At 67.9% G+C, this 21,733-nt stretch carries 19 protein-coding genes; 13 read left to right on the top strand and 6 right to left on the bottom strand.

Translation table 11 applies throughout. The annotated features are described in order from the left end of the window. Nucleotides 1–63: 63 nt before the first annotated feature. The 5 genes from BEP68_RS09790 to BEP68_RS09770 are packed head-to-tail and all read left to right on the top strand — an operon-like array spanning nucleotide 64 to nucleotide 3,347. Complete coding sequence (locus BEP68_RS09790) at nucleotides 64–534, top strand: prepilin peptidase (RefSeq protein WP_187249834.1); 471 nt, start codon at nucleotides 64–66, stop codon at nucleotides 532–534. A gap of 38 nt (nucleotides 535–572) precedes the next feature. Beyond that, on the top strand, nucleotides 573–785 hold the full coding sequence (locus BEP68_RS09785) for a hypothetical protein (RefSeq protein WP_042538484.1): 213 nt from the start codon (nucleotides 573–575) through the stop codon (nucleotides 783–785). Further along, the gene (locus tag BEP68_RS09780) at nucleotides 778–1,422 is read left to right on the top strand and encodes a CYTH domain-containing protein (protein WP_187249833.1); all 645 of its coding nucleotides are present in this window, start codon (nucleotides 778–780) and stop codon (nucleotides 1,420–1,422) included. The genes BEP68_RS09785 and BEP68_RS09780 overlap by 8 nt, the downstream gene beginning before the upstream one ends. Nucleotides 1,423–1,476: 54 nt before the next feature. Continuing rightward, nucleotides 1,477–2,631: a type III polyketide synthase gene (locus tag BEP68_RS09775; RefSeq protein WP_222839260.1), complete on the top strand. Its 1,155-nt coding sequence runs from the start codon at nucleotides 1,477–1,479 to the stop codon at nucleotides 2,629–2,631. Continuing rightward, nucleotides 2,628–3,347: a methyltransferase domain-containing protein gene (locus BEP68_RS09770; RefSeq protein WP_187249832.1), complete on the top strand. Its 720-nt coding sequence runs from the start codon at nucleotides 2,628–2,630 to the stop codon at nucleotides 3,345–3,347. The genes BEP68_RS09775 and BEP68_RS09770 overlap by 4 nt, the downstream gene beginning before the upstream one ends. A 56-nt stretch (nucleotides 3,348–3,403) precedes the next feature. Here the strand turns inward: BEP68_RS09770 and lpdA are convergent, their stop codons facing one another. After that, nucleotides 3,404–4,801 (bottom strand): dihydrolipoyl dehydrogenase, encoded by a 1,398-nt coding sequence (lpdA, locus tag BEP68_RS09765; RefSeq protein WP_053096802.1) that lies wholly within the window; start codon nucleotides 4,799–4,801, stop codon nucleotides 3,404–3,406. A gap of 9 nt (nucleotides 4,802–4,810) precedes the next feature. Further along, nucleotides 4,811–5,470, bottom strand: a complete 660-nt coding sequence (locus BEP68_RS09760) for a copper resistance protein CopC (RefSeq protein WP_187249831.1) — start codon at nucleotides 5,468–5,470, stop codon at nucleotides 4,811–4,813. 99 nt (nucleotides 5,471–5,569) lie between these two features. Between BEP68_RS09760 and BEP68_RS09755 the strand changes: the two genes are divergently transcribed. From BEP68_RS09755 to BEP68_RS09745, 3 genes are all read left to right on the top strand, one after another. Next, nucleotides 5,570–6,055, top strand: coding sequence for an FHA domain-containing protein (locus BEP68_RS09755; RefSeq protein WP_150115087.1), 486 nt, complete (start codon nucleotides 5,570–5,572; stop codon nucleotides 6,053–6,055). Continuing rightward, nucleotides 6,055–6,741 (top strand): MerR family transcriptional regulator, encoded by a 687-nt coding sequence (locus BEP68_RS09750; protein WP_187249830.1) that lies wholly within the window; start codon nucleotides 6,055–6,057, stop codon nucleotides 6,739–6,741. Before BEP68_RS09755 ends, BEP68_RS09750 begins: the two co-directional genes overlap by 1 nt. A gap of 99 nt (nucleotides 6,742–6,840) precedes the next feature. Continuing rightward, complete coding sequence (locus BEP68_RS09745; RefSeq protein WP_053096796.1) at nucleotides 6,841–7,386, top strand: MerR family transcriptional regulator; 546 nt, start codon at nucleotides 6,841–6,843, stop codon at nucleotides 7,384–7,386. A gap of 93 nt (nucleotides 7,387–7,479) precedes the next feature. Here the strand turns inward: BEP68_RS09745 and BEP68_RS09740 are convergent, their stop codons facing one another. Next, nucleotides 7,480–8,292 carry a ParA family protein gene (locus tag BEP68_RS09740; RefSeq protein WP_053099164.1) on the bottom strand — a complete coding sequence of 271 codons (813 nt, stop codon included), beginning with the start codon at nucleotides 8,290–8,292 and terminating at the stop codon, nucleotides 7,480–7,482. 94 nt (nucleotides 8,293–8,386) lie between these two features. Here BEP68_RS09740 and BEP68_RS09735 point away from each other — a divergent pair, with 94 nt between their 5' ends. The 3 genes from BEP68_RS09735 to def all read left to right on the top strand — a co-directional run bounded on the left by BEP68_RS09735 (nucleotide 8,387) and on the right by def (nucleotide 14,238). Continuing rightward, nucleotides 8,387–11,794, top strand: a complete 3,408-nt coding sequence (locus BEP68_RS09735; protein ID WP_072591466.1) for a pyruvate carboxylase — start codon at nucleotides 8,387–8,389, stop codon at nucleotides 11,792–11,794. 66 nt (nucleotides 11,795–11,860) lie between these two features. After that, nucleotides 11,861–13,747 carry a MinD/ParA family protein gene (locus BEP68_RS18375; RefSeq protein ID WP_315985296.1) on the top strand — a complete coding sequence of 629 codons (1,887 nt, stop codon included), beginning with the start codon at nucleotides 11,861–11,863 and terminating at the stop codon, nucleotides 13,745–13,747. Beyond that, nucleotides 13,747–14,238, top strand: a complete 492-nt coding sequence (def, locus tag BEP68_RS09725; protein WP_072591465.1) for a peptide deformylase — start codon at nucleotides 13,747–13,749, stop codon at nucleotides 14,236–14,238. The genes BEP68_RS18375 and def overlap by 1 nt, the downstream gene beginning before the upstream one ends. Before the next feature lie 58 nt (nucleotides 14,239–14,296). Here the strand turns inward: def and BEP68_RS09720 are convergent, their stop codons facing one another. Beyond that, nucleotides 14,297–16,129: an AMP-dependent synthetase/ligase gene (locus BEP68_RS09720; RefSeq protein WP_056278967.1), complete on the bottom strand. Its 1,833-nt coding sequence runs from the start codon at nucleotides 16,127–16,129 to the stop codon at nucleotides 14,297–14,299. A 151-nt stretch (nucleotides 16,130–16,280) separates the two neighbouring features. On the opposite strand from BEP68_RS09720, the gene BEP68_RS09715 reads away from it, so the two are divergent. Both BEP68_RS09715 and BEP68_RS09710 read left to right on the top strand, forming a co-directional pair. Further along, nucleotides 16,281–16,979, top strand: coding sequence for a lysophospholipid acyltransferase family protein (locus BEP68_RS09715; RefSeq protein WP_053099163.1), 699 nt, complete (start codon nucleotides 16,281–16,283; stop codon nucleotides 16,977–16,979). Nucleotides 16,980–17,016: 37 nt separating this feature from the next. After that, nucleotides 17,017–18,357 carry a class II 3-deoxy-7-phosphoheptulonate synthase gene (locus BEP68_RS09710; protein ID WP_053096786.1) on the top strand — a complete coding sequence of 447 codons (1,341 nt, stop codon included), beginning with the start codon at nucleotides 17,017–17,019 and terminating at the stop codon, nucleotides 18,355–18,357. 119 nt (nucleotides 18,358–18,476) lie between these two features. Here BEP68_RS09710 and pknB read toward each other — a convergent pair whose 3' ends face one another. Next, entirely contained in the window at nucleotides 18,477–20,423 is a 1,947-nt protein-coding gene (gene pknB / locus BEP68_RS09705) for a Stk1 family PASTA domain-containing Ser/Thr kinase (protein ID WP_187249829.1), read from the bottom strand. A 79-nt stretch (nucleotides 20,424–20,502) separates the two neighbouring features. Continuing rightward, complete coding sequence (locus tag BEP68_RS09700; protein WP_187249828.1) at nucleotides 20,503–21,699, bottom strand: LysM peptidoglycan-binding domain-containing protein; 1,197 nt, start codon at nucleotides 21,697–21,699, stop codon at nucleotides 20,503–20,505. Nucleotides 21,700–21,733: the final 34 nt, after the last annotated feature.

Raw genomic sequence — 21,733 nt, 5'->3', positions numbered from 1 at the left:
TCGCGGCGTGACGTTATCCACACGCGGTCATCGCCGCCGTCCGAGTTCTCCTAACCTGCGGGCATGGATCTCCGTACTGTGGCCGTCGTGACCGTTCATCTGGCCCTGTTCGCGATCGCCTGCCGACTCGTCGCCGTCGACATCCGCACGCATCGGCTGCCGAACCGGATCGTGCTCCCCACCCTCGCGGCGCTCATCGTCCTCGGAGTCGTCGACGCCATCACGGTCGGCCAGAGCGCCCCGTTGATCAGGGCCGTATCCGGGTTGCTGATCCTCGGCGGCTTCTACGCGACGCTCCGTCTGCTCAGCCGGGACGGCATGGGCGGAGGCGATGTCAAGCTCGCCGCCGTCATCGGTCTGGTCCTCGGATGGCACAGCTGGCAGGCGCTCGCCGTGGGAGCAGCATCCGCCTTCGTGCTCGGCGCCGTGTTCTCCCTCTCGCTGATGATGCTCCGCAGGGCGGACGGCTCCACGCGGATCGCCTTCGGACCGTGGATGATCATCGGCGCGCTCCTCGGCATCCTGATGGAGTGAGGCGCCGTGCAGGGTGCCGTCGGCGATAGGGTGAGGACATGGCACTCGCACGACTTCACGGCGGCCCGCTCGACGGGCAGATCATTCCTCTCGGCGACGCGGACGACAAGCTGATCGTCCCCTACAGCGAGACCCAGGTGGTGTACAACCGGCGCGGTGACGCGCAGAACACCGGCGACACCGACGGTCCCACCGAGATCGACTACTGGTACGACGAATCCCTCGAGGACATCAGCCCGTCGGATGACTGAGCACCCCAGCGAGTCGCCGTCTGGCTCCGAGCCCTCCAGGGTCGTCGAGGTCGAGCGCAAGTACGACGTCGATGACTCCACGCCCCTTCCGGTGTGGGTGGGGATCCCCGGAGTGGATGCCGTGTCGTCCGGAGAGGTGCGCGAGCTCGACGCTCGCTACTTCGACACCGTCGATGCACGGCTCTCCCGTGCAGGGGTAGCCCTTCGTCGCCGCACCGGCGGCCCCGATGCCGGATGGCACATCAAGGGACCGCGAGAAGGTGACGGGCGCCTCGAGATCGGCTGGCCCCTGGGCGAAGACGACAGCATCCCGGATGCCGTGACCGAGACCATCTCGCGATGGGCGACGGCGCCGCTCACGCCCCTCGCGCGGATCGAGAACACCCGCACGGCGTACCTGCTCACCGGGCCGGCCGGAGTCGTCGCCGAGTTCGTCGATGACCGCGTTCGCGCGACCGATCTCCGACACGACGTGCAGCGGGAATGGCGGGAGTGGGAGTTCGAGCTCGGCCCCGCCGCGCCTGCCGATGCGGCGGGGCGAGCAGCCCTTTTCGACGCCGTGGAGCGGGTCGTCTCCGATGCCGGGGGTCGCGACGCGTCATCCGGCTCGAAGCTCGCGCGTGCTCTGGGTTTCTGACGCCCGATGCAAGCCCCTTCCGTGCTGGCGCGCGGTCATGCTTGAGTGACAGACATGACCCGCGCTGCCGTGCTCCGCTCATTGCGGACGATCGTTCCCGACACCGTCATCGAGCAGCACGAGGTGCGCGACATCTTCGCCTCGCAGCCCGATGTCGGACGCCTCGCCCAGCGGATCATCGGCGCGTCGTTCAACGGCTCGGGCATCGACACCCGCCACACCGTCATCCGAGAGCTCTCGCCCGCGGCCGGCACGGACGACAAGATGTTCTTCGACCGTGAGACGGGCCGCCTGCAGTCGCCGGGCACCGCAGCCCGCAACGACCTCTATACGCGCGAGGCGTCGCGTCTCTTCGTGGAGGTGGCGCGCAGCGCCTTGGACGCAGACCCCGACATCGTCGCCGCAGACGTCACGCACGTCATCACCGCATCCTGCACGGGCTTCCATGCGCCGGGCCCCGAGTACGAGATCGTGCGCGGACTGGGGCTGTCCGACAGCGTGCAGCGCTATCACCTCGGATTCATGGGCTGCTACGCCTCGCTGCCGGCGCTCCGTGCGGCGAGCCAGTTCTGCGCAGCCGACCCCACGGCCGTGGTGCTCGTGGTCAGCGTCGAGCTGTGCACCGTGCACCTTCGCTCGTCGGAGGACCCGGATCTCATCGTCGCCAACTCGCTCTTCGCCGACGGGGCGGCTGCCGGCATCGTCACCGCACGCGACCTCGCCACTCCTGTTCCTGCGGTGCGTCTCGACGGCTTCCACACGGCGATAGCCGCGGAGGGCGAGAAGGACATGGCCTGGACCATCGGCGACCACGGCTTCGAGATGATCCTGTCGACGAAGGTGCCGCAGATCATCGGGGAGACCATCATCGGTGCGATCCGTCCGCTGTACGCGCGCGAGGGCGAGCTCGCAGCCGCGTTCGACGAGGGGCGCGTGGGGGAGCGGGTGGAGCACTGGGCCATCCACCCCGGTGGACGCAGCATCCTCGACCGCGTGCAGGAGCGACTGAATCTCAGCGACGATCAGCTCTTCCCGGCCCGGGAGACGCTGCGCGAGAACGGCAACATGTCGAGCGCCACTGTGCTCTTCGTCATCAAGCGGATCCTCGACGACGGCGCGAGGGACGGGTCGCGCGTCGCCGCGATGGCCTTCGGCCCTGGGCTGACCGCCGAGAGCGCACTGATGACGGTCACCACCGGCATCTCGTGAGACACGACCTCTCGACACGCGCCACCGAGGCGCGCGAGCTCATGGACGACCCGCATGCGGACATCGGGATGCTGGAGCGCACCTACCGGCGCTTCCGTCTCGTGAACGCGCTCGTCTCCCGACCCCGACTGCTCTATCGCCAGGACATCCTGCCGCGCGCCCGCCGCGGCCCGATCCGCATCCTCGACATCGGCGCGGGTGGCGGAGACGTATGCCGGATGATCGCGGCGCGAGCGCGGCGAGCGGGTCTCGAGGTGGAGATCACGGCGCTGGACGCCGACGAGCGGGCGATCCGCTGGGCGGCGGAGCACGATGGAGGAGCCGGCATCGCATATCGCTGCGCCTTCTCGTCAGACCTCGTGGAGGAGGGCGAGCAGTTCGACGTGGTCTTCTCGAATCACGTGCTGCACCACCTCACCAGGGCGGAGCTCGACGGCCTGCTGCGCGACTCCGAGGCGCTCGTCGGCAGCGGCGGTGTCGTGGTGCACCGCGACATCGCCCGCACTCGACTCGCCTACGTGCTGTACGACGTCGCGACGTGGATCCTCGCGGGCACGCTGTTCCGGGGCTCGTTCATCCGAGAGGACGGCCTCATCAGCATCCGTCGCTCGTACACGAGGGGAGAACTCGCCGCGCTCGTGCCGTCCGGGTGGACCGTGCACTTCGGACTCCCCTCCCGGCTGGAGCTGCGCAGGCGAGCCGACGCGGTCTCATGACGCACGAAGGCCCGGCCACGCGTGAGCGTGCCGGGCCTTCGAGTCGATCGCGGTGATCAGAAGTTGATCATGTGACCTGCGAGGCCGTGGAAGCCCTCCTGCAGCGCCTCCGAGAGCGTCGGGTGCGTGTGCACGTTGCGAGCCAGCTCGAGGGCCGTGAGGTCCCACTTCTGGGCCAGCGTCAGCTCGGGCAGGAGTTCCGACACGTCGGGGCCGATCATGTGGGCGCCGATGAGCTCGAGGTGCTCGGCGTCGGCGATCAGCTTGACGAATCCGACGGGTTCGCCGAGTCCGTGCGCCTTGCCGTTGGCCATGAACGGGAACGTCGCGACCTTGATCTCGCGTCCCTCGTCCTTCGCCTGCTGCTCGGTGAGACCGAACGAGGCGACCTGCGGCGAGCAGAACGTCGCGCGCGGCATCATGCGGTAGTCGCCCAGCGTCTGGGTCTCCGCGCCGCCGATGGTCTCTGCGGCCACGACGCCCTGCGCCTCGGCCACATGGGCGAGCTGCAGCTTGGCGGTGACATCGCCGATCGCGTAGATGCCCTCGACGTTCGTGCGCATGTGGTCGTCGATGTCGATCGCGCCGCGCTCGGTGAGCTTCACGCCGGTGGCCTCGAGACCGAAGCCCTCGATGTTGGGGGCGAAGCCGACCGACATGAGCACCTTGTCGGCCTCGATCGAACTCTGCTGACCGTCCTTGCCGGTGTAGGAGACGGTGACGGACGAGCCGTTGTCCACGACGGACTCGACCTTGGTGGAGGTCAGGATGTCGACGCCGTAGTTCTTGTACTGCTTGGCGATCTCCTTCGACACGTCGGCATCCTCGTTCGGGAGGGCACGGTCGAGGAACTCGATGATGGTGACCTTGACGCCGTAGTTCGTCATCACGTACGCGAACTCCATGCCGATGGCGCCGGCGCCCACGATGACGATGGACTTCGGCAGCTCGCGCGAGAGGATCTGCTCTTCGTACGTCACGACGTTGTCGCTGAGCTGGACGCCCGGAAGAAGTCGGACCTTCGAGCCTGTCGCGATGATCGCGTTGTCGAAGGTGACCTCTTCGGTCGAGCCGTCGGACTTCGCGACCGAGATCGCCTTCGGGCCCGTGAAGGTGCCGCGACCGTCGTACTCGGTCACCTTGTTCTTCTTCATCAGGAAGTGGATGCCCTTGACGCGACCGTCGGCGACGACGCGGCTGCGGTCGAACGCCTTGCCGTAGTCGATCGTGAACTCACCCGAGATGCCGAAGAAGTCGGCCTTGTGGTTGAGCGTGTGCGCGAGCTCCGCGTTCTTCAGAAGAGCCTTGGAGGGGATGCAGCCCACGTTGAGGCAGACACCGCCCCAGTACTTCTCTTCGATGATGGCGGTGGACAGACCGAGCTGCGCGCTGCGAACCGCAGCGACGTATCCGCCAGGACCTGCACCGAGGATGACGACATCGTAATGTGGCATGCCTTAAGCCTATCGCCCCGAGGAGAGGTCGGAATCGGCGGATGCCGGGTCGCGACGACCGCGGACGACGAGCCAGACGACGATGCCGACGATCACGAGGACGCCGACGATCGAGAGCACCCAGATCATCGTCGTCGGCGCCGCTGAGTCGTCGCTCTCGGGGGCCGGGGTGGCGTCCGTACCGGGGCCCGCGGTCGCGGCCGGCTCGGGTGCTGCGGTGGCACTGGCAGAGGGCTCGGAGCCGGGCTCCGAGGTGGGCGCGGCCTCCGTGCTGTTCGTGACCGTGAAGTCGAACTCTCCCGAGGTCGGATGGCCGTCGCTCGACACGACCTTCCAGATCACGTGATAGCCGCCGGCTGGGGCCTCGGCGGCGAGCGGCTGAGTGACGATCGCCCCCTCGACCGTGGCGGTTCCGTCGGTGACCGAGTTGCCGGACGGATCCGTCACGACGACCTCGGTCGCGCCGGTCTCGTCGATGAGCTTCGCGCTGAAGGTGAGCGTCAATTCGGTGGGAAGCGTGTCGACCGTGCTGTCGGCCTCGGGGGAGGAGGCGAGCAGGCTGTCGTGGGCCGAGGCGGAGAGAGGTGCGAACAGCACGAGGAATGCGGTCAGGAGGGCGGCCGCAAGGGCGATCGGAGCTGCGGGGAGGCGACGGGCTGTGGTTTTCACGTGATCAGCCTATGAAGTGTCGGTATGCGGTGCCTGATAGTGACGCGAGCTCCCGCGAGCGCCGTCCGATCAGTTAGTCTGGAGGACTAGGAGGGCATAGTGACAGACAGCCAGAATCGATCGGGCGGAGACGCCGCGATCCACCGTCCCGGCGAGCAGAGGCACGACGTGACGCAGACGTTCGGGCATGACTCGGACCTCTCCTTCGTGCCTTTCGGCGTGGAGCTCACCGACGTGGAGCAGGGCGCCATCGCGGCCCTTCCCTCCGGTTCCGCACTGCTTCTCGTGCGCTCCGGAGCTCTCGCGGGGGCCCGCTACCTTCTCGACACCGATGTGACGACCGTGGGCCGCCACCCCGAAGCCGACATCTTCTTCGACGACGTGACCGTCTCGCGCCGCCATGCGGAAGTGACTCGCAACGGATCGACGTTCGAGATCATCGACCAGCGTTCGCTCAACGGCACGTATGTGAACGGTGAGCGCGTCGACCGCAGTCCGCTGGTCGACGGCACCGAGCTTCGCGTCGGCAAGTTCCGGTTGAACTTCTTCGCCTCTCCCGTCGATCGCGTCGCGGCGATCGACTGATGGCGGCTTCCCCCGCCCGCGAACGCTCAGCGTCCGCGGGCCTTCTGAGCATCGGGCAGGTGCTGGCCCGGCTCACGCCCGAGTTTCCCGAGCTCACCTCCAGCAAGCTCCGCTTCCTCGAGGTGCAGGGGATCGTCAGCCCGTCGCGCACGGAGTCCGGCTACCGCAAGTTCTCGCAGGCCGACATCGAGCGGCTGCGTCTCGGTCTCACGCTGCAGCGCGACCACTACCTGCCGCTCAGCATCATCCGCGAGCAGCTCGACGAGGCAGAGGCGAACGGTGAATCCGCGACCCTGGCTCCGCCGCCCTCGATCACGCCCACTCCCCGGCGCTACCGCCGAGGAGAGCTGCTGTCGGCAGCAGGCGCGGGCCCCCAGCTTCTCAACGACGCGATCAGCACCGGCGTGATCGTCGCGCAGGAGAGCTACCCCGAGTCGACCGTCACGCTGCTTCGCGGCCTGGTCGCCCTCGATCGCCACGGTATCGAGCCCCGCCACCTGCGCTCGCTGAGGCAGGGTGCCGAGCGAGAGGTCGCGCTGATCGAGTCTGCGATGTCCTCTCTGCTGCGTCGTACGGACGCCGCGTCGAGGGCGAAGGCGAGTGAGATGGCACCGAGCCTCGCCTCGAAGATCGACGAGGTGCGCTCGCTCTTCGTCAAGGACGCGCTCACCAGGTTGCTTTCGTAACGAACTGATTGCGACACACCTTCGGTGTCCCACGGATGTCATTGCCGGTGCCGGAGGCCTGCTCTAGCGTGGAGGTAACAGCTCCAGGGAGGATTTCAAATGAATGCGGATGAGCGTGCAGGCGACCCGCGGTTCGTGCCGGAACTCCTCTTCACCGACGGTCTGCCGGCGATGGACGACGAGGTCGGCTACCGCGGTGCGGTAGCGGCGCGGGCGGCCGGCATCACCTACCGGCAGCTGGACTACTGGGCTCGCACCGAGCTGGTGGAGCCCACGGTGCGCGGCGCCAGCGGTTCCGGGTCGCAGCGTCTCTACGGCTTCCGCGACATCCTCGTGCTCAAGCTCGTGAAGAGCCTTCTCGACACCGGCATCTCGCTGCAGCAGATCCGCACGGCGGTCGATGAACTCCGCCGCGCCGGCATCCGCGATCTCGCAGGAACGACGCTGATGAGCGACGGAGCCTCCGTCTACCTGTGCACCTCGAACGACGAGGTCATCGACCTGGTCAGTCGCGGTCAGGGAGTGTTCGGCATCGCTGTGGGCAAGGTCCTCCGCGAGGTCGAGTCGACGCTCGTCGAGTTCGATGCGACAGTGCCCGACCCGGTCGACGAGCTGTCGGCACGGCGCTCGAAGCGTTCCGCCTGAGCATTCGCCACCGAAGTCCCGCGAGCAGAGTCGCGCGACACGAAGAAACGGCCACCCTCGCGAGAGGATGGCCGTTCTGCTGTCCGGGGTGAGTCAGGCCTGCACGCCCGAGTCGGCGACCTGGATCCGGCCGGTGCGAATGATCCGGTCGAGCAGCTGATCGAAGTCGGAAGCGAGCTCCTGGGCCGAGTCGCCCGGCCAGATGTGGAGCGGCTTGGCTGCTCCCTGAGCCTGCTGCAGCGAGGTGCGCTCGGGAAGCTGGGGGGAGAGCACGAGCGGACCGAACATGTCGCGCAGCTCCTTGATGCGGAACTGGTGCTCGATCGACTGGGGGCGAACCCGGTTCACGACGATGCCGAGAGGCTGCAGTCGGGGGGAGAGGCCGCGACGGATCTCTTCGATCGCGCGCAGCGCGCGGTCGGCCGCAGCCACGGAGAAGAGCCCGGGCTCTGTGACGACCATCACCCGATCGCTTGCTGCCCACGCGGTGCGGGTGAGGGCGTTCAGCGACGGGGCGCAGTCGATGAGGACGAGGTCGTAATCGGCCTCGACGGCAGCGAGCGCCTCTTCGAGCTTCCAGACGTCGCGCACGCTCGGGTGCGGGCCGTCGAAGTTGATCGCGGACGGACTGCCGATCAGCACGTCGATGGTCCCGGGGTGCACCTTCGCCCAGCCGCTCGAGGTGATCGCCTGACGGACGACCTTCTCCTTCGGGTTCGCCAGGACATCGGCGATGTTGAGCCGACCTGCCACCTGGATGTCCATCCCGGTGGACACATCGGACTGTGGGTCGAGGTCGACGACGAGCGTTCGGACACCACGGGCGAAGGCTGCTGAGGCCAGGCCGAGTGTCACGGTCGTCTTGCCGACGCCTCCCTTGAGAGAGCTGACGCTGAGTACGTGCACGAACACCACGTTACCTTCCCCTAGGCTGGGTGCACACTCAGCCCCGCCCCATGCGCGCCGTATCCCGATGCGTATCGAGCTTCCAGAGGTGTGCATGTTCCAGAAGATCCTTGTGGCGAACCGCGGCGAGATCGCGATCCGTGCCTTCCGTGCGGCTTTCGAAGTCGGGGCCAGGACTGTGGCGGTGTTCCCGCACGAGGACCGTGGTTCGGTCCATCGGCTCAAGGCCGACGAGGCCTACGAGATCGGCGAACGCGGTCATCCGGTGCGCGCCTACCTCGACGTCGATGAGATCATCCGCGTCGCGAAGGATGCCGGGGCAGATGCGATCTACCCCGGATACGGCTTCCTCTCGGAGAACCCGGAGCTGGCCGAGAAGGCCGCCGCCAACGGCATCGTCTTCATCGGGCCCCCTGCGAAGGTCCTCGAGATGGCGGGCAACAAGGTCGAGGCCAAGCGTCATGCCATCGAGGCCGGCGTTCCGGTGCTCCGTTCGACGGAGGCGTCCGATGACATCGATGCACTCGTCGCCCAGGCCGCCGAGATCGGCTTCCCGCTGTTCGCGAAGGCCGTCGCCGGCGGTGGCGGACGCGGCATGCGACGCGTCGAGTCCGCAGGTGAGCTCGCTCCGGCACTCGCAGAGGCCATGCGCGAGGCCGCCAGCGCGTTCGGCGATCCGAGGATGTTCCTCGAGCAGGCTGTCCTTCGTCCCCGGCACATCGAAGTGCAGATCCTCGCCGACAAGACGGGCGAGACCGTGCACCTCTTCGAGCGGGACTGCTCCGTGCAGCGCCGTCACCAGAAGGTGGTGGAGATCGCCCCGGCGCCGAACCTCGACGACGGCATCCGCACCGCGCTGCACGGCTACGCCGTCGCGTTCGCCCGTTCCATCGGATACGAGAACGCGGGAACGGTCGAGTTCCTGCTCGAGACGGCGGGGGAGCGCACCGGCGAGGTCGTCTTCATCGAGATGAATCCGCGCATCCAGGTCGAGCACACGGTCACCGAGGAGGTGACCGACGTCGATCTCGTGCAGAGCCAGATGCGCATCGCGGCCGGACAGACGCTCGCGGAGCTCGGCCTCGAGCAGAAGGATCTCCATGTGCGGGGAGCTGCGCTGCAGTGCCGCATCACGACGGAGGATCCCACTCAGGGGTTCCGTCCGGACACCGGCAAGATCACCACATACCGCTCACCGGGTGGCGCAGGGATCCGGCTCGACGGCGGCACCGTCCATCAAGGCGCGCAGATCAGCCCGCACTTCGACTCGATGCTCGCGAAGCTGACCTGCCGTGGTCGCGACTACCCTGCTGCGGTGGCGCGCGCGCGGCGCGCGCTGGCGGAGTTCCGCATCCGCGGCGTCTCGACGAACATCCCGTTCCTGCAGGCGCTGCTCGAGGATGACGCGTTCATCGCCGGCGACGTGAGCACGTCCTTCATCGACGAGCGTCCCGACCTGCTGCGCGGACGCGAGTCGAAGGATCGCGGTACCCGGATCCTGAACTGGCTGGTGGACGTGACGGTCAACAAGCCCCACGGCATCCACCCCGGCTCGTTGGATCCGCGGGCCAAGCTTCCGGCCGTAGACCTGTCCGCCACCCCGGCATCCGGTTCACGGCAGCGCCTGCTCGAGTTGGGACCGGAGGGCTTCGCGAAGAGCCTCCGCGCGCAGAGTGCCCTCGCCATCACGGACACGACCTTCCGTGATGCGCACCAGTCGCTCCTGGCCACCCGGGTGCGCACGAGGGATCTCGTCGCGGTCGCACCGCACATCGCCAGGCTGACGCCGGAGCTGTTCTCGGTCGAGGCCTGGGGAGGTGCCACCTACGACGTCGCTCTGCGCTTCCTGGGCGAAGACCCCTGGGAGCGTCTCGACAAGCTGCGGGCCGCCCTTCCGAACGTCGCGATCCAGATGCTTCTCCGGGGACGCAACACCGTGGGCTACACGCCCTACCCGACGGCGGTCACCGAAGCGTTCGTGAAGGAGGCGGCGGCGAGCGGGGTCGACATCTTCCGGATCTTCGACGCCCTCAACGACATCGAGCAGATGCGCCCAGCGATCGACGCGGTGCGGAACACGGGTACGGCCATAGCCGAGGTGGCGCTCTGCTACACCGGCGACCTGCTGAACCCGGCCGAGGACCTGTACACCCTCGACTACTACCTGAATCTCGCCGAGCAGATCGTCGGGGCCGGCGCGCACATCCTGGCGATCAAGGACATGGCGGGCCTTCTGCGTCCTGCGGCGGCGGCGAAACTCGTCACCGCGCTGCGCGAGCGCTTCGATCTGCCCGTGCATCTGCACACGCACGACACCCCCGGCGGACAGCTCGCCACCCTGCTCGCCGCCAGCGCGGCGGGTGTGGATGCGGTCGACGCGGCATCCGCTCCGCTGTCCGGCACGACCAGCCAGCCCTCGCTCTCTTCTCTCGTCGCCGCGCTCGCGCACACGGATCGGGACAGCGGCATCTCTCTCGACAGCGTCTCGAACCTCGAGCCGTACTGGGAGGCGGTCCGCCGGATGTACGCGCCGTTCGAATCCGGACTTCCGGGCCCCACAGGCCGGGTCTACCACCACGAGATCCCGGGCGGCCAGCTGTCGAACCTGCGTCAGCAGGCGAAGGCGCTCGGCCTCGCAGAGGACTTCGAGCTGATCGAGGACATGTACGCCGCCGCCGATCGGATCCTCGGCCGGGTTCCCAAGGTGACCCCCTCGTCGAAGGTGGTCGGCGATCTCGCGCTGCACCTGGCAGCGGTGAAGGCGGACCCCGCCGATTTCGAGGCGAATCCCGAGAAGTACGACGTGCCCGACTCCGTCGTCGGGTTCATGGCGGGTGAACTCGGCGACCTCCCGGGCGGATGGCCCGAGCCCTTCCGCACCAAGGTTCTGGCGGGACGGTCGGTGCGCACAGGCATGACGGAGATCTCGGCCGACGATGAGGCGGCCCTCGCAGGTGACGGTGCGACCCGTCGGGCGAGACTGAACACGCTGCTGTTCCCCGCGCCGATGCGCGAGTTCACCGAGCGACGCGACGTGTTCGGCGATCTCTCGGTGCTCGACACGGCCGACTACCTCTACGGTCTCGTCCAGGGGCAGGAGCACGTCGTCGAGATCGATCGCGGCGTCCAGCTGTACGTGGGGCTCGAAGCCATCGGCGATGCGGACGACAAGGGCATGCGCACCGTCATGACGACGCTCAACGGTCAGCTGCGACCGGTGTTCGTGCGCGACAGATCGGTGGCAGTGGACGTGCACGAGATCGAGAAGGCCGACACCTCGGTGCCCGGTCAGGTGGCCGCACCGTTCTCGGGCGTCGTGACGCTCAAATCGGAAGTCGGTGACTCGGTGCGCGCCGGTGAACCGGTCGCATCCATCGAGGCGATGAAGATGGAGGCCGCCATCACGGCCCCCGTCGACGGTGTGGTCGAGCGCCTCGCGATCGGTGCGACGCAACAGGTCGAGGCCGGCGATCTTTTGGTCGTGATCCGCCCGGCGCACTAATCTTGTGCGGGCGAGGCCGCGTTCGACGCAACGCACCCGAGGCCCGCACAAGCTTGGAGTGACACAGTGACCCCGAAGAACGTGGCAGACAACCCGGACGATGAGTCCAGAGGGGTCCTCGACGACGCGACGTCGTTGGACACCTCGGCGATCGGGATCCTCGGCACCGCGCAGGTGAGCGTGGTGTTGCCGACGGACGATGACGACGACCTGGAAGACGACGGCGTCATCGAGGGCGAGGTCGTCGCGGATCTGATCGTCGACGAGCCCGTCGCCGCGGCGAAGGCTGCGGCGGAGATCGCACCGGCACCGCTCGGTGCGGCGCCGATGATCATCGAGCTGCCGCCGGAGCCCGCGAAGGAAGAGATCCAGCGACCCGAAGTCGAGGCGGAAGCAGAGCCCCAGGCGGAGCCTGAGCCTGCGGTAGAGCCTGAGTCTGAGGTCGAGCCTGAGTCCGCAGTCGAGCTTGAGCCTGAGCCTGAGCTCGAAGTTGGGCCTGAGGTCGAGCCTGAGGTCGAGTCTGAGGTCGAGTCTGAGGTCGAGCCTGAGCCTGAGCCTGAGCCTGAGCCTGAGCCTGAGGTCGAGTCTGAGTCTGAGATCGAGCTTGAAATCGAGCCCGAGCCCGCGGTCGCTCCCGCGACCGAATCGCAGTCGGAGACCGAACAGGACGCTCAGCCCGAGCCCCGGCGCACGCGTGAAAGCACTCCGGTGACTGCATCAGCCACGGATGCCGGCGCCGTTCCGTCCGCCAAGCCCGCTGCAGCGCCTGCTGACGCCGTCGCCGCGGAGGAGGCCGCTGCCGCCGCGGCGTTCATCGCGAAGGCGAAGGCGGACTTCGACGCCGCGCCGACCTCGAGGAGAGCGTCGGCGGCATCATCTCTCGCCAAGAAGGAGACTTCGGCAATGGACGCACAGAAGCCCAGGACCGCCGTAGCACCCGCGACTCGATCAACCCGGGCCGACGTGCAGCTCTCGTCGAAGCGTCTGGACGACCTCGGCGACTCCTCTCGCGAGAGCGCCGACCTCCTCACCGCCGACCGACTGCTTGACCCGCACCGTCTCACCAAGCCCGAACCCGAAGGGGCGTGGAGCCACTTCCTCTACGCCATCTCGGGGCGCCGGATCAACATCGGTGACGGACGCCGCGCCCGCGAGCGGAAGGCTCTGAGCGCGCGGATCGCCGCTCCGATCGTCGGGGGAGCCCGGTTCGTCCCCGTGCTGTCGCGGAAGGGCGGAGTCGGCAAGACGACGATCACCGCTCTGCTGGGCATGGCCCTCGCCGACGCCAGGGACGATCGCGTGATCGCGGTCGACGCCAACCCCGACCGCGGCACCCTCGCCGAGCGCGTGGTGCGGCCGCACCACAACAAGTCGGTGCGCGACCTCGTTCGCATCCATGACGAGGTCAGGGGGTATCACGACATCTCTGCGATCGTCGCGCGAGACGCCACCCGCCTCGACGTGCTCGCGTCCGACTCGGATCCTCGGATCGCCGAGGCGTTCAGCGACAGCGACTATCGCGACGTGGCAGGCGTCGCCGCGCACTACTATTCGCTCGTACTCACGGACACCGGAACAGGCATCGTGCACTCGGTCATGTCGGCCACGCTCGATCTGGCCGATCAGATCGTGATCGTGTCGGGGCTGAGCGTCGATGAGGCGCGGCTGGCGTCGGAGACCCTGACATGGCTCGAGAGCAACGGGTACGCCGAGCAGGCCCGCGAGGCGGTCGTGGTGCTGAACCAGTCGACGCCCGGCGCCCCGTTGGTGCGCCTCAACGAGCTCGAAGCGCATTTCGGCACGAGGGCGAAGCATGTGGTGCGGATGCCGTACGACTCGCAGATCGCCGGGGGCGGGACCATCGTCTTCGCCAATCTCCAGCCTGAGACACGGGTGGCGGCACGGGAGCTGGCTGCGCTGCTCGTCGAAGGTCTGCGGGCGAAGGGCGCCTGATGGCGGTCCGTGAGATCCGGGTCTTCGGTGACCCCGTGCTTCGCACCGTCTGCGCACCGATCGACCGTATTGACGAGGGGGTGCGCGCGCTCGTCGCCGATCTGATCGACACCGTCGAGCTGCCTGGCCGTGCCGGTGTCGCGGCTCCGCAGATCGGCGTCGCGCTCCGCGCCTTCAGCTACAACATCGACGGTGACATCGGTTACGTGCTCAATCCCGTCCTGACCGAGGTCCGGGGTGAGCCGGTGCCCACGGGGGAGGGCTGCCTGTCGGTTCCCGGCCTGTGGCACGACGCCCTGCGACACCCGTGGGCCCGCGTCGAGGGCATCGACCTCGACGGCGAGCCGGTGGTGCTCGAAGGAAGCGGTCTGCTGGCGCAGGCGCTTCAGCACGAGACCGATCACCTCGATGGGAAGCTCTACCTCACGAGGCTGGATGCCGAGACCCGCAAGCGTGCGATGCGCGAGGTCAGAGAGAGCGCCTGGTTCTGATCCCCGGACACTGAGAAAGGCCCCGCCGGAGCGGGGCCTTTCTGCTGTCTCGCGAGCCTCAGCCGCCGATCGCGACGTTGGTCGTCGAGACGGGTTCGTCGTAGATGGCAGCGATCTCGTCGGCGAAGTCGCTCATGATCACGTTGCGCTTGATCGACAGCTTCGGAGTGAGGTGACCGGAGGCCTCGGTCCATTCGCTGTCGAGAACGGTGAACTTGCGGATGGACTCCGCGCGCGACACGCGCGCGTTGGCGGCATCGACCGCCTTCTGGATCTCGGCACGGACGGCATCGTTCGTGGCGGCCTCGGCGAGCGACATCTCCTTCGGGAGGCCGGCGTTGCCGAGCCAAGTCGGCAGCATCTCGGGATCCAGCGTGATGAGCGCGGAGATGAACGGACGCTGGTCGCCGACGACGACGACCTGTCCGATGATCGGATTCGCGCGGATCGGGTCTTCCAGCGCGGCCGGCGCGACGTTCTTTCCGCCGGCCGTGACGATGATCTCCTTCTTGCGACCGGTGATGGTCAGGAAGCCCTCGGAGTCGAAGCTGCCGATGTCGCCCGTGTGGAACCAGCCGCCGTCGCTGAACGCCTCTGCGGTCGCCTCGGGGTTGTTCCAGTACTCCTTGAAGACGTTGATGCCGCGGACCTGGATCTCACCGTCGTCCGCGAGTCGCACACCCACACCGGGGAGCGCGGGGCCGACGGTGCCGATCTTCGACTTGTCGGCCAGGTTCACGGTCGCCGGAGCAGTCGTCTCGGTGAGACCGTATCCCTCGAGGATCACGACGCCGAGGCTGTGGAAGAAGTGGCCCAGACGCGAACCGAGGGGAGCGGAGCCCGACACCGCGTAGACGACTCTGCCGCCCATGGCTTCACGCAGCTTGCTGTAGACGAGCTTGTTGAAGAGTGCGAACTTGAGCTTCGTCCCGATCGGGATGCTCTTGCCCTCCTCGACGAGCTTCGAGTGCTGGATGGCGACGTCGGCGGCGGCGCGGAAGATCTTCCCCTTCCCACCGGCCTCGGCCTTCTGCTCGGCGGAGTTGTAGACCTTCTCGAAGACGCGCGGCACGGCGAGAAGGTAGGTCGGCTTGAACGACCCGAGCGCCGGCAGCAGCTGTCGAGTGTCGGGCTGGTGTCCGGTGCGCACGCCGGCGTGGATGTTGAGGATCGAGATGAAGCGCGCGAACACGTGCGCTGTCGTGATGAAGAGCAGCGTGGAGGAACCCGGTGTCTGAACCACTGCGTCGAGTGCCGTCGCGGAATTGCGGCACAGCTCGACGAAGTTGCTGTGTGTGAGGACGCAGCCTTTGGGGCGGCCGGTCGACCCCGAGGTGTAGATGAGGGTGGCGATGTCAGAACCGACGGCGATGTTGCGGAGACGCTCGATCTCGGCATCGGTGACGGATGCGCCCTGGGCGGTCAGCGAATCGATCGCTCCGAGGTGCAGCTGCCACACCTCGCGGAGCAGCGGGAGGTCGCCGCGCACCTCATCGAGCCGAGCGAAGTGCTCCGGCGACTCGACCACGAGGGCGATGGCACCGGAATCCTCGAGGATCCACTGGATCTGCGACGGAGAGCTGGTCTCGTAGATCGGGACCATCACGGCGCCGGCGTAGAACAGCGCGAAGTCGACGAGAGTCCACTCGTAGGTCGTGCGTGCGAGGAAGCCCACCTTCTCACCCGGCTGGATGCCCGCGGCGACGAAGCCCTTGGCCAGCGCGATGACCGCAGTCTCGAAGTCGGCTGCGGTGATGTCGCGCCATCCGTCGCCATCGGGCACTGCGAAGAGGGGGCGATCGGGAGTCGCCTGGACGCGCTTCGCCAGCAGGTCGGCGATGTTCGCGTCTGGGTCGGCGGGGACGACGGCGGGGACTTCAAACTGGACCACGGCAGCTCCTTCGGTACCGGTCGGGCACTGGGTTGCACACGAGTCTAGAGCATGACACTCGGTCGCATATCAGGTGACACTCAGTCGCCGATCGGGTCTCGCGAGACCGCGGCTGTGGCGGATGCCGAGCACGACGCTAGACTTCACCTCGATGTTCTACTGGCTGATGAAGTACGTGGCGATCGGTCCCGTGGTCAAAGCGATATTCCGACCATGGGTGGTCGGGCGCGCGAACATCCCGGCGAACGGCGCGGCGATCCTCGCCAGCAACCACCTCTCCTTCGCCGATTCCATCTTCCTGCCGCTGATGATCGACCGACCGATGTCGTTCCTCGCCAAGAGCGACTACTTCACCGGGCGCGGGATCAAGGGCTGGGCAACCAAGTTCTTCATGAAGGCGACGGGGCAGATCCCGATCGACCGCTCCGGCGGCAAGGCGTCCGAAGCCTCTCTCAACACCGGCCTGCAGGTCCTCGGACGCGGCGACCTGCTCGGCATCTATCCGGAGGGCACGCGGAGCCCCGACGGCCGGCTCTACCGTGGCCGCACGGGCATCGCCCGGATGGCGATGGAGGCGAAGGTCCCGGTGATCCCGGTGATCATGGTCGACACCGACACCGCGATGCCCATCGGGCAGCGCCTGCCGCGCGTGGTGCGGGTCGGGATCGTCATCGGAGAGCCCCTGGACTTCTCCCGCTACGCGGGCATGGAGAACGATCGCTACATCCTCCGCTCGGTCACGGACGAGATCATGGTCGCCCTCCAGCGACTGGGTGAACAGCAGTACGACGACGTGTACGCATCGACCGTGAAGGACCGGCTCCCGGCCCGCGTCACACAGCGCTCCTGAGGCATCCCGGCTTCGTCACGAGCACTAGGCTGGACACATGCTCCAGCACCACATCGACGCGCTTGATGCGTGGCGCTCGCTCCCGATCAAACAGCAGCCTCAGTGGCTCGACGCAGAGCGTGTCTCCGAGGTCTCCACGCAGATCTCGACGCTCCCGCCCCTGGTGTTCGCCGGCGAGGTCGACAACCTCCGCGATCGTCTTGCGCGAGCAGCGTCCGGCAAGGCGTTCCTGCTGCAGGGCGGCGACTGCGCAGAGACCTTCGCGGGTGCCACCGCCGACCAGATCCGCAACAGGATCAAGACGGTCCTGCAGATGGCCGTGGTGCTGACGTACGGCGCATCGATGCCCGTGGTGAAGATGGGTCGCATGGCCGGCCAGTTCGCGAAGCCGCGGTCGAGCGACACCGAGACCCGTGGCGATGTCACGCTTCCCGCCTACCGCGGCGACATCGTGAACGGCTACGACTTCACCGAGGCGTCCCGCCGCGCCGATCCCGGCCGCCTGCTGCAGGGATACCACACGGCCGCGTCGACGCTGAACCTCATCCGCGCGTTCACGCAGGGTGGCTTCGCCGATCTGCGCGAGGTGCACTCGTGGAACAAGGGCTTCGCGCAGAACCCGGCGAACCAGCGCTACGAGCGCATGGCGGCCGAGATCGACCGGGCCATCAAGTTCATGGAGGCGGCCGGCGCCGACTTCGACGAGCTCACCCGCGTCGAGTTCTTCACCGGGCACGAGGGCCTGCTGATGGACTACGAGCGCCCGATGACCCGCATCGACTCCCGCACGGACACGCCGTTCAACACCTCGGCGCACTTCCTGTGGATCGGGGAGCGCACGCGTGAACTCGACGGTGCGCACGTCGACTACTTCTCGAAGATCCGCAACCCCATCGGCGTGAAGCTCGGTCCGACCACGTCGCCCGATACGGCGCTCGCGCTGATCGACAAGCTCGACCCCGACCGCGAGCCGGGCCGTCTGACGTTCATCACGCGCATGGGCGCGGGCAAGATCCGCGACGCGCTGCCGCCGCTGCTCGAGGCCGTCCGCGACTCGGGCGCGCAGCCGCTGTGGGTCACCGACCCCATGCACGGCAACGGCATCACGACGCCCACGGGGTACAAGACGCGTCGCTTCGATGACGTCGTCGACGAGGTCCGCGGCTTCTTCGAGGCACACCGGGCCGTGGGCACGTTCCCCGGCGGCATCCACGTCGAGCTCACCGGTGACGACGTCACCGAGTGCCTGGGCGGATCCGAGCACATCGACGAGGCCGCCCTCGCGACCCGCTACGAGAGCCTGTGCGACCCGCGTCTCAACCACATGCAGTCGCTCGAGCTCGCCTTCCTCGTGGCCGAAGAGCTCGAGAAGCGCTGACCACGATCCATCAGACAGAAGGGTCCTCTCCGTAGTCGGAGAGGACCCTTTCTGTGTGGCGGCGGCGACGGGCGGCCGGCGTGCGGCCGCGGGCGATAAGCGCGGGGACCGCCCGCCTCCTAGAACGCGCTGCTGCGGATCTGGAGGGTGATCTCGGTGCCCTTCGGGCGCTGCGCGCCGGCACCCGGATCGGACCCGCTGACCTCGGTGAAGTCGTTGGGGAACGCGTTCCAGATGCCGTTCCAGGTCGGTTCGAAACCGGCATTCCGGATCACCTGGGCGGCCTCGTCGCGGCTCATCCCCTCGACCTCGGGCACGGGGAACAGTTCGGGTCCCTTCGAGACGATCAGCTGAACGGTATCGCCGGGGCGCCGATTGCCCTCTTCGGCGCGGTCGGTGACGCCGATGACGACATCCTTCGCGACCGAGTCGCTGAAGACGAACTGCGAGTCCGGGTTGACCTCGACGCCCTTGTCGCGCAGCGTGTTCGTCGCCTGATCGACGCTCATTCCCGCGACATCGGGGAACGCGCCGGCGGAGACGTACAGCTCGACCGTGTCGTCCTCGCGCAGCTCGCAGCCCTCGGCGCACGCATAGACCTCGCCGCCGTCGCGAGGCGTCACGAAGGCGTTGATCACGCGCCCGGCCTCGGCGTCGGAGAAGAGCTCCAGGGAGGTCTCTGTGACGTTGATCCTGATGTCCGCGAGGTAGTCGCGAGCTTCCTGCTCGGTCTTGCCGTTGAGGGTCTCCACCGTGTGCGACGCCGGACCCGAGGACACGAAGACGGTGATCTCGGTACCCTTGTCGAGGCGTTCGCCCTCGCCGGGGTCCGTACGGATCGTCTCACCGGCGGCGATGTCGATGGAGCTCTCCTCGCCGCGCACCGGCACGAAGCCCTCTGCGGTCAACGCCGATGCGGCGTCATCGTACGACAGACCGGCCACCCCCGGGACGGCGACGAGAGAACCAGGACCGGATCCGAACCACCAGCCGACACCACCGGCGACGGTCGCGAGAAGCAGCACCAGCGTCAGAAGGAACGCTCCGCGTGCGCGACGTCGTGATGAGCGGCGACGCAGGAGCGTCGCGTTGTCGACGGCAGCCGTGACCGGGGCGGTCGGGTCGGCGATGACCATCGTGCTCGGCATGACCTTGGTGAGGTCCGCGGAGTCGGCCTGCGAGCGCTGCGACGTCGTCGCAGCGGCGACGGCGGGTGCGATCCCGAGCCCGCGCTCGATCTCGCGCAGTCGCTCCAGCATCTGCTGCGCATCGTCGGGACGCTCATCCGGCGATTTCTCCGTGGCCCAGAGCACGAGTTCGTCGAGCTCCTCCGGCACGCCGGGATTGCGCACGCTCGGGCGCGGCACGGACTCGGTGGCGTGCTGGAAGGCGATCTGCATGGGCTGCTCGCCCTTGTACGGCTGTTCGCCGACGAGCATCTCGTACAGCATGATGCCCAGCGCGTAGATGTCGCTCCTGGCGTCGGCAGTGCCGCGAGTGACGAGCTCAGGTGCGAGATAGGCGATGGTTCCGAGCAGCTGCTGTCCGGTGGCCGTGTTCGCGGTGGTCGCACGGGCGAGACCGAAGTCGCCGATCTTGATGCGTCCGTCTTCGGCCAGCAGCACGTTCTCGGGCTTCACGTCACGGTGCACGATCCCGGCGCGGTGCGCTGCGGAGAGGCCGGCGAGGACGGCATCCATGATGGTGATCGTCTGCGGGATCGTGAGCCGCTTCTGCTCGCGCAGCAGTTCGCGCAGCGTGATGCCGGGAAGGTACTCCATCACCAGGTATGCGAGTTCGCCGTCCTGGCCCTGGTCGAACACATTGACGACGTGGGGATCGGCCAGCCGCGCGGCAGCTCGTGCCTCTTGGATGAACCGGCTCTGGAAGGCGGAGTCGTCGCTCAGGTGCGCGTGCATGACCTTCAGAGCGATGCGCCGCTCGAGGCGGAGATCGGTGGCGACATACACGGTCGCCATGCCTCCACGGGCGATTCGGGCGCGCACGCGGTACCGACCGTCGACAAGCCGCCCGATGAGGGGGTCGGCCTGCTGATTGGTCGTCACGTCAAGATTCTATGGAGAACTGCCTGAAAGCCCCGGGAGCGGCTCGCCCCTTGCACCTGCGGGTTTGCCCGGAAGCGCGTCACCCGTGGACACCGAGCCACTGGTGGGCCTGGGTCTCCCACTGGCCGTAACGATCGGGGTACGCGGAGATCTGGACGGCCTGCGCGGCATCCGTGAACGACATGCTCTCCCAGCCTGAGATGTCGAAGAGTCCCCGCGAGGCCTGCCCGTTCGGATCCGACGAGCCGCCGAAGAAGACACGGGTGCTCCGGTCGGCGTCGACCGCCTGCTCGGGCGAACCCCAGCCCATGCTGGGGCGCTGCTGGAAGAGGCCGAGGGAGTCGCGGTCACCCCACGACAGATTGCGCATGCTGGATTCGACCATGGCGGTGGCGAGAGCGATCGCGATGGCGCGGTCGGGCGCGCCGAGCTCGCGTCCCACGCGGATGATGAGCGAGGCGTTCGCCGCCTGTTCGGCGTCGAGGTTCGCGAACAGCTGGGGAGGGGGCGTGGCCGCCGCCGGGGCGGGCGTCGGAGCCGGAGCCGGAGTGGCCGCGACGGTCAGCGACTGGCCGGGGTAGATGATGGCTCCGGAACCCAGGCCGTTCAGCGCGAGGAGCTGCGCGACCGTCGTGCCGTACTTCTTCGCGATGGCGAACAAGGTGTCTCCTGCGGCGACAGCGTGCGCCTGGCCACCGGTCGCGGTCGGAGCGGGGGCGGCTGTCTGCGCGGGGGTTGCCGGTGGTGCGGCCGACGGAGCTGACTCGCCGCTGAGCGCGAGCTGCTGGCCGGGGTAGATCACGGACGACCGGTCGAGGCCGTTCGCGGCGAGAACAGCGTCGACGCTCGTCCCGTGCTTCTGCGCGATGCCGAACACGGTCTCGCCGGCGACGACGGTGTGCGTCGCCGTCGGAGCCGCCTGAACCGGGGCCGGGGCCGGCGAGGGGACACTCGCTCCTGCCAACGACAGCGTCTGCCCCGGGTAGATCACCGAACGCCAACTGAGTCCGTTCCAAGCCAGGACCTCGACGGTGCGCAGACCGAACCGGTTCGCGATCGACGAGATCGTGTCGCCCGGCCGCACCGTGTACACGGCAGGAGGCGCCACGGTCGGCGCGATCCGCGTCGGCGTCGCCTGCAGTCGTTCGATCGGAGACGAGACCGCGTCGGCGGATGCGGGGGTGGCAGCGATCCCCGCAGACAGTGTGCCCAAGAGGGCGGCGGGCACCCCGAGCTGAAGAGTGCGCGTTCGTCGCGCGACGGCAGGCGTTCTCACGGGGATCCCCCTTGTTCGGCGTCCGCCCACGCTG

This window comes from Microbacterium sp. 4-7 (genome assembly GCF_014332665.1).
In the GTDB taxonomy this organism is placed as follows: Bacteria; Actinomycetota; Actinomycetes; order Actinomycetales; family Microbacteriaceae; genus Microbacterium.
The sequence above is the reverse complement of the archived record's forward strand: the minus strand, read 5'-3'. Positions and strand labels throughout refer to the sequence as shown.

Excerpts from the sequence above, each read along its gene's own strand:
- BEP68_RS09735 (WP_072591466.1), top strand. The coding sequence starts at position 8,387 with ATGTTCCAGAAGATCCTTGTGGCGAACCGCGGCGAGATCGCGATCCGT.
- BEP68_RS09790 (WP_187249834.1), top strand. The coding sequence starts at position 64 with ATGGATCTCCGTACTGTGGCCGTCGTGACCGTTCATCTGGCCCTGTTC.
- BEP68_RS09780 (WP_187249833.1), top strand. The coding sequence starts at position 778 with ATGACTGAGCACCCCAGCGAGTCGCCGTCTGGCTCCGAGCCCTCCAGG.
- BEP68_RS09785 (WP_042538484.1), top strand. The coding sequence starts at position 573 with ATGGCACTCGCACGACTTCACGGCGGCCCGCTCGACGGGCAGATCATT.
- BEP68_RS09715 (WP_053099163.1), top strand. The coding sequence starts at position 16,281 with ATGTTCTACTGGCTGATGAAGTACGTGGCGATCGGTCCCGTGGTCAAA.
- def (WP_072591465.1), top strand. The coding sequence starts at position 13,747 with ATGGCGGTCCGTGAGATCCGGGTCTTCGGTGACCCCGTGCTTCGCACC.
- lpdA (WP_053096802.1), bottom strand. The coding sequence starts at position 4,801 with ATGCCACATTACGATGTCGTCATCCTCGGTGCAGGTCCTGGCGGATAC.
- BEP68_RS09745 (WP_053096796.1), top strand. The coding sequence starts at position 6,841 with ATGAATGCGGATGAGCGTGCAGGCGACCCGCGGTTCGTGCCGGAACTC.
- BEP68_RS09710 (WP_053096786.1), top strand. The coding sequence starts at position 17,017 with ATGCTCCAGCACCACATCGACGCGCTTGATGCGTGGCGCTCGCTCCCG.
- BEP68_RS09750 (WP_187249830.1), top strand. The coding sequence starts at position 6,055 with ATGGCGGCTTCCCCCGCCCGCGAACGCTCAGCGTCCGCGGGCCTTCTG.
- BEP68_RS09775 (WP_222839260.1), top strand. The coding sequence starts at position 1,477 with ATGACCCGCGCTGCCGTGCTCCGCTCATTGCGGACGATCGTTCCCGAC.